Genomic DNA, 14810 nt, shown 5'->3' on the forward strand with positions numbered 1-14810 from the left:
GTTTACCTGGGCGTACTTCCACCGCTGAGACCGCTTCTCTAAACGGGAGGCGGCCCCGGACAGGGCAAATTGCATAGTCGGCAGCCGAGATGCTGACCAGGAACTTCGAGGCGATTCCGGCCTCTGTGGAGACGTCGGGAGCGCATGAGGCGGCGCCTATGATCATCGGGTTGCGGCGGTTCACGACCTGACGAGGACCCGATGTCACCTTCTCGCACACCCACACTCGTCGTAGCCGCACCCGCCTCCGTCGCTGACGCGACGCCAGTCACCGATGGGAAACACGACGGCCTAGCGCCGTCCTGACCCGGCTGGCTGGGTATCAGCACCCCTGCCGAGGTGAGCAGGCCGAGGCGGTACCGCAGGACGGGATCGGCGGTTTCAGCCTATGTCTGCCCCCAACCCGGGGAGGGCTTCATGCACGGCTCGGTAGGCTCATGGCAAAGGTATCGAGTAGTTCCGCCGGCGCATTGAGAAATTGTTGGTGTGGGCCGTTGAGGAGCACGAACTTCGTGTCCCCGCAGGCCGCCCACCCGCCCATGCTCCGATGATCGACCTCGATGTCCTCGCTCCATCCGATCGTAACGATCGGCGTCATCAGCCGCTGAGGATTCGGCATGACGTATCGTTTGTTGGTGGCGATGTCTTCTTCGAGAATGTCCAGGTAGACGTCGCTGAGCTCGGGGATCGGGGTGCCGCCCATCGCTATGGTCATCTTGTCCAGCTCGTCGTTCAACTCGGAGCGGTTCATCACGAGCCATCGCCCGGTCGGGCCGTCCTGCGGTGCGACCTGCGACGAAATGAACAGGGAGCTCGGCGTCGGCCATCCGCGCCGCTCGATCTCTGCAGATACCTCATACGCCGCGAGCGCTGAACCGCAGTGGCCGAAAAACCCATAGGGGACGTCGAGGTAGGGCTCGACGGCGTCCGCCAGCGCCGCCGCCATCTCCTGGTAGGTGGCGAAGATCGGCTCGTTGAACCGGTTCTCCCGGCCCGGCGGTTGCAGGCGGCAGAAGTCGATTCCCTGATAGGACTCCGGCCAATTCCGGTACATCATCGCCCCGCAGCCGGAGTAGGGGATGCAGAACAGGCGCGCCGACGCGTCGGCCAGCGGCACACGCGGCAACCACTTGTTCGGTTTCAGTCTCGCGTTGACATCGTTCATCGCAGGTCCTCCGAGATGGCGTCGGTCACGAGCCTCATGGCAAACGTGTCGAGGAAGTGCCCGCCCTCGATGACGTTCATGACGAACGGACCGGTGGTTTCCTTGCCCCACGGCTCGATTTGCTGCGGCGTGGATTCTTCGTCGTCCACGCCGGCGAAGGCTGTGATCGGGGTGTCGAGCAGCACGTCGGGTTGATACGTGTGCGTACTGAGCACGGTCAGGTCAGCGCGCAGGGTGGCCACGATTCCCGCCAACAGTTCGGGATCGTCGAGGAACTGGGCCGGTGTCCCTCCCAGCCTCTGCATGTACTGCACCAGGCCCTCGTCCGGGCCGTCCCAGCCGCGCACCTCGCGATCAAGGCTCGGCGCCGAGCTCGCCGAGACGTACAGCGCACGCAGCATCGGCAGCTCTCTCTCGCGCAGGGCATGTGCAAGCTGCCACCCGACCCGCGCACCCATGCTTGCCCCGAAGACGGCGACCGGCCGGTCCAACAGCGGCTCGACGGCATCGACGAGGCCGTCGACCAACTCGTCCATGGCGTGGAACGGCGGTTCGTCGATCCGGTTGGCACGGCCGGGCAGCTGCACCGCGATCGGATCGATCGACGGTGGCAGCAGCCGCGGCCACTCGCGGAACATCGCTGCGTTGCCGCCCGCGTGGTGTAGGCACAGCAGCGTGGTCGCCTCAGCTGCCGGGCTTTGAAATCGCTTGAACCAGCGATGTCCGTCGGACATGGAACCTCTTACCTTCCGGTCTTCCTCAGATACGGCGTGCCGTGATCGGCAGATGCTTGTAACCGGACACGAACGTCGAGCGCATCCGTACCGGAGTGCCAGCGAGCTCAAACCGGTGGTACGTGGTCAGCAGTTCTTCGAAAAGGATCTTCAGGGTGGTGCGGGCGAGCGAGTGGCCGACGCAGTAGTGCGGTCCCATCCCGAACGAGAGGTGCCGGTTCGGCTTGCGGCGCAGCTGGAACGTGTCGGGATCGGGAAACGCGTCCGGGTCTCGGTTCGCGGATCCGAACCAGACGACGAGCGGGTCGCCCTCCTGGACAACGGTCCCCCGCACCTCGACGTCCCTGGTGGCATGGCGCATGAAGTAGTTCACGGGCGCCGCGAGCCGCAGGGCTTCCTCGACCGCCGACCCGGTGACACTGATATCGGCGGCCCACTCGTCGAGCAGCCCGTCCCCGATGTGCTCGGACATGACGTAGTTGGGCGAGTGCGGCGTCGTCACCGACGCGCCGAGCAGCACGCTGTAGCAGTTGGACATGACCTCGCCGGGTGCCATCGGGCGACCGTCCACCTGGGTGGTCATCAAGATACTGATGAGGTCGTCTCCGAGCTTGCGCCTGCGCTCGCGGTAGACCTCTTGGAAGTAGGCGAACAGCTCCCGGTGTGCGTTGTCCACCGTCGCCACGGCATCGCCGCTGCCGGCGTCCAGATAGTCGGGATCGCTGCCCGCGATCGATGCGTTGAGCAGGTGGCACAGCCGCGGCCAGTCCTCCCGGGGCAGGTCCATCGCGACGCCGGCCACCGCCACGGGGAGCATGAGCATGGCCTGGGCGAAGTCGAACGAACCGCCGTCACCGAGCGGCGCGAACAGCTCGCGCACCAGACCCTGGATCGCCGCGTGCTGGGCCTCCAGCGACTTGGGCGTAAGCGCCCTCTGCAGTCTGGCGCGCATTCCGGTGTGTCGCGGAGGGTCGGTCACCGGAATCTGACGGCCGCCCGCGGGGTCCTGGCTACCCAGGGTGTCGAGCATCGTTCCGCGTTCAGACGTGAACGTCTCGTGGTCGCGCAGGACACGGTCAGCGTCGTCGTACTTGACCACGGACCAGAAGCCGCGCCGCTCGTCCACCTGCTGCCAGGTGAGCCGATCAAGGCCGCGCAAGTTGGCCCAGGTGGCGCGGTAGTCACCGTCGCTGAACAGCATTGGGTCGGCGGGACCAAACGCCGCCGTGTGACTCACCGGGCATCTGCCCACCAGGCGGGCAGGCGTCTCCTCCAGATCGGTCATCTTCGTCACGCCTTTCCGACCTCGGCCGCAGCGAGATCCAGCCTCTGCGAGACCTCTTCGGCCAAAGCCTCGATGGTGGGATTCAGGAACAGGGTGCGCGCGGACATGGCCACCGTGAATCGACTCTCCAGTGCGGCCAGCAGTTCGGCCGCGAGCAGTGAGTGCCCGCCCAGTTCGAAGAAGTCGTCGGTGATGCCGATCGGCTCGATCTCGAGGGCGTCACTCCAGATCTCCGCCAGCTTCCTCTGGAGATCGTTGGAGGGCTCGACGTATTCGTTCCAGACGTTGCGCGGCATCTTGGCCGCGGGCAGGGCCGAGCGATCGACCTTGCCATTCGGGTTCAGTGGGATGTCTGTGACGGGGAAGATCCCCCATGGGACGAGGTGCGCCGGCAGCTTCTTGTGCAGGTAGTCGCGCAACTCGTTGCCCAGAGTGCTCGCTTCGTCCGCCAGGAGCTCCCCGACGGCAACGGTGGCGATGAGCCGGGCGTCGCCCGCACCGTCGGTGTGAGCGAGCACCACAGCCCGCTGCACCTTCGGATGGGACATCAGTTCCATCTCCACCGTGCTCGGCTCGACGCGGTAGCCGCGGATCTTGAGCTGTCGGTCGGCACGGCCCAGGAAGTCGAGGTCGCCGGAGTCGTCGACGACCACGAGATCGCCGGTCCGGTACATTCGGGCGCCGGGACTGGAGGGGTCGATGTCGGCGACGAACTTCTCCGCGGTGGCCACCGGCCTGCGCAGGTAGCCCGTGGCGACTCCGGGGCCGCCGACCCAGAGCTCGCCGACCTCGCCCGGCTTCACCGGCCGGAGCGCGTCGTCGAGGATCATGGTCGTAGTGCCTTCAATGGCCCGCCCGATCGACACCCGGGGACCACTGGGTGGCGTTCGTGACGTCCAGCAGGTCGTGTACGTCGTGTTCTCCGTCGGGCCGTAGCCGTTGGTGAAGATGAGGTGCGGGTGTGCTTCCATGAGCTGCCGGACGTGCGACGGCGACAGGACGTCTCCGCCGGCGAGGAGGTGGCGGACCCCACCGAGGCCGTCGAGATGGTGGTCGACGATCTTGTGGAAGAGCCCGGTCGTGAGCCACAGAACGGTGATGCCCTCGTTCTGTACCGTGGCGATGAGCTCGCCGAAATCGGCGTGGCCGGTGCTGGCCAGCGCGAGCCGGTTGCCGCGGATCAGCGGGGTCCAGATCTCGAAGGTGGAGACGTCGAACCCGACGCGGGTGAGCTGGAGGAAGACGTCCTGGGGCTGGACATCGATCCAATCGGGCTTGTTGATCAGCCGGAAGACCGCGCGGTGCGGCACCACGACGCCCTTGGGCTCGCCCGTGGACCCCGAGGTGTAGCAGACGTACATGGGGGTGTCCGCCGTGATCGGCGTCTCGTCGGCCGGCTCCGGCGAGAACCGGTCGGCGGTCTCGTCGTCGACGCACAGGATCTGGCCGATCTCCGGGACCGCGTCCGCAGTCTCGCCGCTGACGACGGCGAACCGGGCGGCGGAGTCCGCCAAGATGCGACGCCGCAGGTCGGGCGATTCGGTCGGATCGAGATACAGGTACGCCCCGCCGGCCTTCAGGATGGCCAGCAGCGTTGTGATGAGCGGCAATGACCGGCCGAGAACGACAGCGACGACGGACCCGCCGCCGACGCCTGCCGAACGCAGTCGGGCGGCCAGCGACTCAGCCTGCGTGTCCAGTTCCTCGTAGGTCAACGCGGTCCCTGCGTGGTTGACAGCCACATTGTGGGGCGTACGCCTGGCCTGGTCGGCAACCATGTCGTGGATGAGCGCTACCGGGTCGTGCTCAGGCGCGGCGCCTCGGGCACTCGCTGGCCGGATGTCGGACCACGTTGATTCGATGAATGCGTGGCACTCTTCGCGAGAGCCGGTCTGCCGTGCTTCCCGCCAACCGGTCGGGTACTCCAGCTTCGACGGCCACAACGAGTACTGTTCCTCGTCATTGACCAGGACCACAAACGTGCCGTTGGGATTGTCAAATTCGTTCAAGTTGGGACACCTTCCTCTGTGAGTCCTGCCTGCGGCCAAATATGGTCAGCACACGGTATGCACCCACCCGAACTCATCTGGAATGCGTCCGTACTGAATGCCGATCAACGCTTCGCGGAGCCGCATGGTGACCGGTCCGGGGCGGCCGTCGCCGATCGTCCATCCGCCATTGGCGCCGCGCACCTGTCCAATTGGCGCGATGACTGCTGCGGTCCCGCAGGCGAAGACCTCGGTGATATTGCCGGTTTCACACTGTTTGCGCCACTGATCTACCGAAATGCGCCCCTCCTCGCAACCGAGGCCGAGTCTTTCGGCGAGCTGGAGCAGCGAGTTCCGCGTCACCCCCGGCAGTAGCGTTCCGGTCAACGCAGGTGTCATGAGCGTCTGAGAGTCACCGGCACCCTGGACGAAGCAGAGGTTCATCCCGCCCATCTCCTCGACCCACGTGTGCTCGACCGCGTCCAGCCAGACGACCTGGTCGCAGCCGTTCTTCACAGCGTTTCGCTGAGCCAGGAACGCCGCGGCGTAATTGCCGCCGGTCTTCGCGGCACCGGTTCCGCCGGGCGAGGCGCGGCTGTATTCCTCGGACAGCCAGACGGACAGCGCAGACGGCCCGGTGCGTCCGTTGAAGGGCCCGGATACCGGACTTGCGAAGACACAGAACAGATAGCTGTTGGACGGAAGCGTGAACCCCAGCGTCGGCTGGGTCGCGATCATCATCGGCCGCAGATACAGGCTGTTGCCCTCGCCGTCCGGCACCCATTCGCGGTCCTGCCGGACGAGCAGTTCAACGGCGCGGACAAACGTCTCCCGCGGGATCTCCGGCATCGCCATCCGACGGGCGGAAGCGTTGAAACGGGAGGCGTTGCGCTCCGGCCGGAAGAGGGCGATGGACCCACCTGCGTGGCGGTACGCCTTCATCCCCTCGAAGATCTCCTGCCCATAGTGGAAGACCGACGCCGACGGCAGCAGGGAGATGGGCTGAAAGGCCTCCACCCGTCCGTCGTGCCACCCGCGCTCCTCATCCCAGCGCAGAGTGATCATGTGATCGGTGAACACCTGACCGAACGCAGCGGTGTCGACCGCCGCTCGGCGCTCCGCCTCGGGCATCGGCTTCCGATTAGGCCTGATCTCGAAATCGACTATGGCTACTGCCCTCCTTCAGTAGTTCGGGTGAAAACGCTTCCTCCGACCCGAGAGCCGTCCAGGTCCGGCGTCGCGGATATAGCGCTGACCGCCGATGCGCCGGAATCGCGTTACCTGCTGCCCTGTTCCGCGGACCGCTCGCAAAGCGCGGCCGACCCAGGTTCGGCCTCGCGCGAGGACGCGAACTTGAACAGCAACTCACAGGCGCTGCCTATTCGAAGGTGGACCCTCGCGCGTCAACGGACTCTGGATCAGCAGTGCATGGCCACCCGCCAGAAGAAAGCCGGTGTCCTCGTCGTCGTCGGCGACTCAAGAACTCCACGAAATGCATGGAGTCAAGTCGAGTTGGAAGCTTCTCCACTGTCAGGCTGTGACGTGCCAGGCGTGAACACGAGGTCTCCCAGGTAAGGCGAAGGATGATGAGCAGGCATCCTTTAGGGATGGACGAAGGGAATCGTGGATCAGACTGAACGGTGCTCTAGCGGTCGGTCGCCATGAACTGAAGGGTGAGGCTATGCCACCGCCCGGACGCGTACGTACTGGCACTAGTCAGGGAGACTCCGTCGGAGGCCTTGTACCCGCAGCTCATTCGCCATGTCAGCACCTCAGGCCCAGCGAGTGCCTGGATCGTCCCTGACGCTGCCCCCGACTCCTGTTGTCTGTTAGGGCTTCAGGGGTTCGTGCACCGGTAATATGGGTCAGATTCTTCATGTGTCGGCAGAGCCGTTGTCACGGCCGAAAGGGGAATGCGTGGCAGGCAGACTCCCGTTGCTGAGCACACCTCGGCTTCGCGCTAACGGTGGAACGCTCCGGTCGACGAGTCGCCATAGACAGGCTCTTTCGTCTACCGACCTCTGCCTTGTCAGCCGTCGCTCTGAATCGGGTCCCACACTCGATCATGCTTCGAAATCCGACGCCGTCCTACGGTAACGCGTTGTCGCCCTTTTGGGCTGAGAGAAGGGTGGGGAAATGACTGTGGGCCGGGGTGAGGTCACGCGGGGTCCGACAGCGCTCGCTGAGATGGCCCGGCTGTCTGGGGAGTTCGCGGATAGGCACAATCTTGTTTATTGCGTGGCGTGGCTTGACGGGGCGTTGGACATCGGCGCCGTTCGTCAGGCGTGGCGTGGCGTCTGCCTGAGTCATGACGTGTTGCGTCGGGCGTACGTCTCGCCGGACGAAGCGTGCACGTACGACGACGTGTTGGGCGAGGTAGAGTTCTACACCGCTGATTCGGATATGGAGGCGCTTGAGACCGTACGCACGGTCACGACTCCGTTCGACCTCGCCGATGTGGGTTTGTCGCGCCTCGCGATCGTGCAGCGCGACGAGCGTAGGCACCTCCTCGCGATCGTGCTGGATCACATCATCGTCGATGAGAAGACGTGGAAGCGTTTCATGGCGGATTTCGGCGTGTTCTATGAGCGCGCCACTCGAGGGGCGAGCGTCCCCGACAAGGTCGAGAAGAACGCGTATCACGACTTCACGTTGCTTGAGCGCCGCGAGTTGTCCTCTGCCTGGGGTGCGCAGCGGAGAGCGTTCTGGCGCTCCCAGACCGAGCGGTTCGGCACGTTCCCCCCGCCCTTTCCGATCACCTTCGAATCGGAAGGCGAATCGAGGCTCACGGTGGTGACCCACGCCCTGCCGGCGGACACGAAAGCGAGAGTGTCCGACATCGCCAAGCGCGCCCGGGCGACATCGTTCGTGACGGTGGCCTCCGCTGTGCTGTCAGGTTTACAGCAGGTGAGTGGCGCCCCGACCGTGGGAGCCACCACCCCTTACCACGGGCGCGTGCTGCCGGGCACATCCGACATCGCTGGCCTGTTCGTCCAGATGGTGCCCCTGCACCTGGCTGCGGGGTCGCGCAGTCCACTGGAAACAGTTCGGGAGGTCTTCTCGCACACCCTTGACGTGTTCGAGTACATCCTCCCGCTCCGGTCCGCCGGCAGACTCTGGAACGAGGAACTGGTCTCCACCGACCGGGCAGCCGGGGTGAACGTGGTCCTCGACAAACGAACGGTGGACCTCGGAGAATCGCTTCTTCCCGGAACAACAGCCGAGATCGTCTACCTCTACGTGCCGGGCGAGGTGACCTGGCCGCGAACCATCCAATTCAGGTGGGAACTAGATGGAACAGACCCGCAGGCCGTCGTCTCATACAACGAAAACTATTTTCCGAGCGACATCGTCGAGTCGCTGATCCAGGCAGCCGACAAATTCCTGCTCTCCGCCGACAACTGACCCGATCGCCGTCGGGATCGCCGCTGGCGAAACCAACCGGTCCATCCCCCGGCGCAGACCGACGGGATCCTCGCGCGTCGCTGGGCCGGAAGGTCCGCGGTCCAGGGCTCAGGTGGTGATGCTGGTCAGGGCCGGTGGTCGGCGAGGCGGAGAATGCGGTAGCGGCTCAGGGTGACGAGCGGGGGCGCGGCTCCGAGAGACCGGCCTGGCCGGTCAGCGCGAGCATAGGCATCCGACCGAGCAACACCGAGAGGGCCAAGCCTCCGCAGCGGGCTTACTCACCTCGCATGGCGTGTCGTTGGCGTGGCACACACCTGTGCGCTCCGCGCCGACGTCCAGACTGGTCCACCTCGAAGCCGGTCGCCCCCAGACCCGCGTCCAGCGATGCCTAGATTGTCTCCCGCTGCGGCTCCGACAGGTGCTCAGGCGAAGGCGAACCGGCCGAGAGCCATGCCCCACCCTGCCGCGCCGCCACCGGCTCCGCCGGTGCTTCACCGAACGTCTGGTGACCCGCGAACCCCTCCGCGGCCCGTGACGGGGCTGTTCCCGCAGAACCCTCTCGGCAGGAGTGCGGCCTGAGCATCACGCACGGGAGACCCTGACTGGTGCCAGTACGTATGCGTCGGGGGGTGTCATAGCCTCACCCTTCAGTTCATGGTGACCAGCCGCCGATGGGTCGTTCCAGACCGCTCTACCATCCCCGCCATCCACCCTTAGAGGGTGCCTGCTCAGCATCCTTCGCCTTACCTGGGAGGCCTCGTGTTCACACCTGGCACGCCACAGCCTGGCAGTGGAGTACCGACCGACTCGGTCTGGCTCCAAGCATTTCGTGAGGTTCTTCCGTCCGAGGACATCAACGAGGACACCAATTTCTTCCAGGCGGGTGGCCACTCATTGCTGATCCCGAAGCTGTTGACTTGCTACGAATCGCGCTCGGGTTGGCGGCCGCCCGTGAGTCTCCTGTTCAAGTTCGCATCCCCGCGCGAGCTCGAGGCGGAGTCGGCCGCGCTTCGCGAGCGGACCGTGGAGCAGGGCAGCCGGTAGCGTGATTCCGGCGCATAGACGGCGACGCCCATTCCGGACCGCGGGTCTAACGGCTGTCGGATCGGGAAGAGCGTCTCACATCAACGGTTGGAAGACAGCAACAGCCGTAGTCAGGTCGAGCTCTTAGCATCGCTGGCCATGATCATGGGGATCCGTAGCTCAGATCGGCCTCGGGGAGCCAGCCGATGATCGCGTAGAGGCGATATGGGATCTGCTTGAGCCGGCGGCGGACGGGGCTTTGGACTGCTCCGATGCCGACGAGCAGGCCGTCCACGATGCCGAACTCAAGCAGGGGCAAGACTCGTCCATCTCGGGTGCCTACAGGGCAGGTGGAACACGTGCATTCAGGCGATGAGCTCGGGTGCCCTGCGGGTGGAAACGCTTCCCCGAACAGCAGGATCCGCCAACGCAAACCACATGCAGGCGCTGCGAGTCATGGCACTCAGATGTAGGCGGGGAACCTGCAAGGGCAGCGCCGGGAAATGAGTGAGCTTTCATTTATGGACGCTTGTGCAGTGCCGCAGGGTCAACGGCTAGACACACTTGGCCCGCCATCACCATTACTCATTCTGACATGCGAGGTACGATGCGGGTAGTCGAAGACGGAACGCTCAGCGCGGCTCCGCAACAACAGCACAGGCGTCAAATCCATGAACTTGCACGGCGACTCAGTGATAGTCACAACCGTAGTCGAGAGGCGTTGAGCCTGGTCCCGAGCGAGAACCGTCTCTCCCCTCTGGCACAGTTGCCCCTGCAGTTCGATTTCCACAACCGTTACTTCTTCAATGAAGACCACGACCCGGATTTCTGGCAATTCAGGGGCGGGGAAAGCATTTCAGACATCGAGACAGAGGTGGCGTACAGCAGCCTGAGGGCGCTGTCTGACGCGCCGTTCGTCAACCTCCGTCCGGTTTCCGGGCTCAGCGCGATGCTCATCGCAATTGCGGGCATGGGCGGCGACCCGGGCAGCACGGTCGTATGCATCGACCCCGCGAGCGGAGGTCACTACGCCACTGCGGCAGTGATCAAGCGTTTCGGGTTCGTTCCTGCCGCCATCTCCGTTGAGGCAGGTGCGGTGGACCTCGATGGCCTACGAAAAATCCTATCCTCACAAAACGTATCCCTGATTTTCCTCGACCTGGCTAACAGCCTGCATCTACTGGACGTCGCCGCGGTTGCCGCCTGCCTCGCTGAGCACAGCCCGCACACGTTGCTACACATCGACGCCAGCCACACCCTCGGGCTTATTCTCGGCGGTCAGGCGCCCAACCCCCTTGATCTTGGCGCCACCAGCTTCGGTGGCTCTACGCACAAGACGTTTCCCGGGCCGCACAAGGGCGTACTGTTCACCAGGCTGCCGCACGTGAGCCGGCTCATCAAGGACGCGCAGCGCGTCTTGGTAAGCAGTCACCATTTCGGCGCGACCCTGGCACTGGGTCTGGCCGCGCGCGAGTTCGAGCACTTTGGCCCGGCCTACGCTCGACAGGTCGTCGTCAATGCCAAGCGACTCGGCGCCGAGTTGGCGCAGCGAGGCTTTGATGTTGCCCGCCGCACGGACGGGTACACCGACAACCACATGGTCTGGGTTCACGTCGGGGATCACGCCGCAACCAACAAGCTCGCTGGAACCCTGGCCGAGGCTGGTATCCGGGTCAACGTCCAGACGGAGAATGAAATGCCGAACGTCTCCGGTTCCGTGTTTCGTCTGGGCACCAACGAGGTCACGTTCGAAGGCGCTTCCGAGACGTCCATGGCCCTAATTGCTGAGGCATTCGTGGCGGCCCGGGATGGCGCAGTCGATCGTGCTGCCATGAACCACTCACAGGCGCGGCAGGCGTTCGACAGTCCGTACTTCTACGCTGACGCGGGATGGCGACCCGCCGAGTCGTCCAAGCGGATCTGACTGCGACCCGGGCGTCACACCCAGGTGGTAACCAGGAACGGGGGCTTGCCGCCCTCTCAAGACACCGCCACGTTCTCAGCTGCCGATAGTGCCAACGACTCGACACCGGAGCCAAACACGCTCAACTCGAATGGAGTGTTTTTGTCGGGGTGTGCAACGGCCCGGAGCCGGACGTCCATCAGGTTGGCTTGCTCTGGCGGCCAGGTCGGATACGCGAAGAACACCAACGGTGGAGTCAGCCCGTCGTCATGCACAACACGTGTGAGCACGTCTTCGGAACCGTCGGTTCGCAGCGCGACTCGAGGTACTGGACGGAACCCCATCGACAGCTTGTATGCTGCTAGGCCAGCCTTGGCGATGTGCCCATACAGGTTGGGCTCCCACCCCGCGCTGGCTAGTGGCAACCCGTGTGCTCGGGTGACATTCATCAAGGCAAGATGAAGTACCCGGGAGAGGCTGTGGCTGCCTCGCAGGCCGTTCCGTTCGCCGTACAGCCCGGCCGTGTAGACACCGCGGCGGTGGTCGTTGAGCGTAACCATGCCGGCGCACATGTTTCCGTCGGGGTCTCGGATCACCAGCATCTCCACGTCCGGCCCGATGCCCACCACCTCTTCCGGCGAGTTCACTATGGGGGCCGCGAAGGCCATGCCGGCCAGGGACGCTCGGTACAGTGGCAGCCATTCTTCGGCCAGCGCATGCGTGATCTTCTCGACGTGCTCGAGCGTCATCGCGGAGGCCCGGAGATCCCTGAGTCCCTTTCGCACGGCGTACCGCGCTTTATGCCCTAGCCCTCCGACGTATTCCTCTTCGGATCCCTTTGGATCCGCGAGCCAGACGACATTGGTAGGTCGGAAGCGGAATCCCTCGGTCAGCCACTCGCTGCCGGATGCCGGCGGCGGCGCCACGTTGACGACGTGCAGGTCTTTGCGGAACCTGAGTGCCTTCCACGCCGAGTGGTCGTTCTCTGCAAGGGTAGCGGTGACCAGTCCCTCATGATGCTGCGGCACCCGTAGTCCTCCGGTATCTCATCGAATACATCAGGCCTCTTTTGCCGCCGTCCGTTGGCCGCCGAGTGCATACGCGATCGCCAGAGCCGCGCCGACCATCAGCACACCCCCGATGATCAGGGTTGTGCGAAGGCTCAGTTCAGCGCTGACAGGACCCACCAACACCTGTCCCAGCGGTACGCCCACAAAGGATCCGAGGGCGTCGTACGAGTACACTCGCCCTAGCTTGTCCGGTTCGATCCTGTCCTGGAGGGTCGTCTCCCAGACGGTTCCGAAGATCTCCATTGACAGGCCTCCGACGAACGCGGCCAGTAGCAACACCGCGAATATCGGATAGACGCCGAGAGTGAGCGGCAGCGCGGCACCGAGGGGAAGCGCCAGGAGGCCAAGGCGCAGCGAGATTCGCCGGCCGCTTCTCATGATCAGAGCGGCCGCTACTGTCAAGCCGAAGACTTGGGCGCCGAGCACGAGGCCCCAGAGGTGACTGCCGAAGGTTTCCTCGGCAATGATTGGCCCCAGCACCGGGATGGTGCCGGAGTAGCACAGGTTCATCAACGTTGAGCCGACGATGGCCTGCCACAACCACTTTTGCTCCGAGAAGGCTACCCAGCCCCCGCGGACCTGGCTCATCAGCGATTCCTTCTTGGACGCGGTGCTGGCTGCGACCCGAACCCTTGAGAACAGGACTCCGGCGACGGCAAAACAGAACGCGTCGAAGGCGATCAGCCAGCCAGGGGCGGCTACGAGCAGGAATAGCGCGGCGAGTGCCCCGGATGTCACGGCGCACAGATTCAGGGTCAGTCGCATGGCCGCGTTGGCCTGGGGGCGCAATTCGGACGGGACGGTCTGCGGCAGTAGCGCCGACGAGGCCGGGGACGCGAACGCCGCACAGATCCCGTTCAGCAGGGCCAGTAGGGTCAGCGGGGCCAGGGAGTTGCCACCGGATAAGACGTACCACGCCACCAACGCTTGTGTGACCGCGCTGGCTCCACTCGACCCCTCGAGGACCAACCTCCGCGGGAACCGGTCGGCGAGGATTCCTCCGGCCAGAACAAAGAGCAGGTTGCCGGCGGACCTCGCGCCGACAACGATGCCTATCGTGCCGGCACTCCCGCCGGCATCGATGATGGCGAGTGCGAGTCCGATGGGCGCAACGGTGTTGCCCAAGATCGACATCGTGCGGCCCGCGAGGAGCCATCGGAAGGCGGCGGGAAGCTCGGCGAAGAGCCGAAGTCCTGGGCGTAGACGACGCCGGCGCCCGGGCTTCCCGCGCCCCGACCCACTGGGCGGCAGCCTGGAGGGCGCGGTCGTGGGCGCCGATGAGGGACTGGTAGGTAACGTCAAGCGCCTTCTCCGTCTAGGTGCCCATCAATGACCCACAACGCCACTCCTATGCCGGTCATCGAATTCCCTCCGATGCAAATAAGGCTCGCTCAGAGCGCACAGTCATGCGAAGCCACCTTTCTGCTAGCCCGAGGTTTTGCACAGTCGCCACAGGCGCGCCATGCCGCTTCCTTGGCAATTGCACGGATGCTATCGGCAGTCTCGGGATCGAACAAGATCCAAGAGCGGCGGCGAGTGGAGAGATCTTCAGCGAGTGACGTTTGCCTGCGCCAAATACCCCGTCCAAGTGAAGGATCATGAACCTGGAGGCAGTTTGGACCGACCACTCAAAGCCCTCCGAAGGTACCCCGATTGAGGGGTCGTGGCCCGATAGATCTCACAGTCGTCTGGGATACTAAACACAGCCTCCCATAGTCGTCAATCGGCGACCGAGGCGCTGGCGATGCGGTCGGAGCCGCGCTGCCGTGCGCGGCACGCCGGCGGAACGCGCCGGTCGCGGAGGGCTTCGGGATCTCGCGGGAGGCCTGCGCAAGTGGCACGCCGGTTCGCTGCCGACCGGTGTGCGGGGCTGGCGGACACGTGGGGCTCGGGGCCCGCGGAATGCAGCTGAGCAGGTCGAGGGACGGGGCACCACAACGCTGGGGCAGAAGCCTTCGTCGGAGTTTCGCACTGGTCGACCCGGTCACCGGCCACCGCGGTCGGGATGTCGTCATCGTGGCGCGCTGAGGCTGACCAGGCTCGCCCGAGGGCGAGCGGCTCGTGTCCCGCCGGCGGAGTGGGAGCCGGAGGCTGTGGCCGGTCACTGCCATATGTCAGGGGCGACGCAGGGGCGACCCCGCTTAGACTCAGGGAGTCCGTCGATAAGTTAGTAATGCATGTCGCACCTATTGCCGCACGTCGGAGCAGTACGCCATTAGCTTCGCAAAGGGCCAACG

At 64.8% G+C, this 14810-nt stretch carries 10 protein-coding genes; 2 read left to right on the forward strand and 8 right to left on the reverse strand.

What is annotated here, in order from left to right:
• Nucleotides 1–415: 415 nt before the first annotated feature.
• Genes O7620_RS18945 through O7620_RS18965 form a run of 5 tightly spaced genes read right to left on the reverse strand, consistent with a single transcriptional unit; the run spans nucleotide 416 to nucleotide 6339 of the window.
• The gene (locus O7620_RS18945; RefSeq protein WP_151489335.1) at nucleotides 416–1165 is read right to left on the reverse strand and encodes a thioesterase domain-containing protein; all 750 of its coding nucleotides are present in this window, start codon (nucleotides 1163–1165) and stop codon (nucleotides 416–418) included.
• Nucleotides 1162–1899, reverse strand: coding sequence for an alpha/beta fold hydrolase (locus O7620_RS18950; protein WP_278124160.1), 738 nt, complete (start codon nucleotides 1897–1899; stop codon nucleotides 1162–1164). Before O7620_RS18950 ends, O7620_RS18945 begins: the two co-directional genes overlap by 4 nt.
• 25 nt (nucleotides 1900–1924) lie before the next feature.
• On the reverse strand, nucleotides 1925–3184 hold the full coding sequence (locus tag O7620_RS18955) for a cytochrome P450 (RefSeq protein ID WP_278124161.1): 1260 nt from the start codon (nucleotides 3182–3184) through the stop codon (nucleotides 1925–1927).
• A 5-nt stretch (nucleotides 3185–3189) separates the two neighbouring features.
• Entirely contained in the window at nucleotides 3190–5232 is a 2043-nt protein-coding gene (locus O7620_RS18960) for an amino acid adenylation domain-containing protein (protein ID WP_278124164.1), read from the reverse strand.
• Nucleotides 5233–5238: 6 nt separating this feature from the next.
• Nucleotides 5239–6339, reverse strand: coding sequence for a branched-chain amino acid aminotransferase (locus O7620_RS18965; RefSeq protein ID WP_278127050.1), 1101 nt, complete (start codon nucleotides 6337–6339; stop codon nucleotides 5239–5241).
• Nucleotides 6340–7410: 1071 nt separating this feature from the next.
• Here O7620_RS18965 and O7620_RS18970 point away from each other — a divergent pair.
• Complete coding sequence (locus O7620_RS18970; protein ID WP_278124166.1) at nucleotides 7411–8577, forward strand: condensation domain-containing protein; 1167 nt, start codon at nucleotides 7411–7413, stop codon at nucleotides 8575–8577.
• A gap of 1186 nt (nucleotides 8578–9763) precedes the next feature.
• Here O7620_RS18970 and O7620_RS18975 read toward each other — a convergent pair.
• Nucleotides 9764–9919, reverse strand: coding sequence for a hypothetical protein (locus O7620_RS18975; RefSeq protein ID WP_278124168.1), 156 nt, complete (start codon nucleotides 9917–9919; stop codon nucleotides 9764–9766).
• 288 nt (nucleotides 9920–10207) lie between these two features.
• On the opposite strand from O7620_RS18975, the gene O7620_RS18980 reads away from it, so the two are divergent.
• Nucleotides 10208–11524 (forward strand): hypothetical protein, encoded by a 1317-nt coding sequence (locus O7620_RS18980; RefSeq protein WP_278124170.1) that lies wholly within the window; start codon nucleotides 10208–10210, stop codon nucleotides 11522–11524.
• A gap of 56 nt (nucleotides 11525–11580) precedes the next feature.
• Here O7620_RS18980 and O7620_RS18985 read toward each other — a convergent pair whose 3' ends face one another.
• Complete coding sequence (locus O7620_RS18985; RefSeq protein ID WP_278124172.1) at nucleotides 11581–12531, reverse strand: hypothetical protein; 951 nt, start codon at nucleotides 12529–12531, stop codon at nucleotides 11581–11583.
• A gap of 30 nt (nucleotides 12532–12561) precedes the next feature.
• Nucleotides 12562–13875 carry an MFS transporter gene (locus O7620_RS18990; protein WP_278124174.1) on the reverse strand — a complete coding sequence of 438 codons (1314 nt, stop codon included), beginning with the start codon at nucleotides 13873–13875 and terminating at the stop codon, nucleotides 12562–12564.
• Nucleotides 13876–14810: the final 935 nt, after the last annotated feature.

Source organism: Micromonospora sp. WMMD710 (genome assembly GCF_029626045.1).
Classification (GTDB): domain Bacteria; phylum Actinomycetota; class Actinomycetes; order Mycobacteriales; family Micromonosporaceae; genus Micromonospora.

Bases quoted from the DNA above. Each gene is read 5' to 3' on its own strand.
- O7620_RS18980 (WP_278124170.1), top strand. From the start codon at position 10,208: ATGCGGGTAGTCGAAGACGGAACGCTCAGCGCGGCTCCGCAACAACAG.
- O7620_RS18950 (WP_278124160.1), bottom strand. From the start codon at position 1,899: ATGTCCGACGGACATCGCTGGTTCAAGCGATTTCAAAGCCCGGCAGCT.
- O7620_RS18945 (WP_151489335.1), bottom strand. From the start codon at position 1,165: ATGAACGATGTCAACGCGAGACTGAAACCGAACAAGTGGTTGCCGCGT.
- O7620_RS18955 (WP_278124161.1), bottom strand. From the start codon at position 3,184: ATGACCGATCTGGAGGAGACGCCTGCCCGCCTGGTGGGCAGATGCCCG.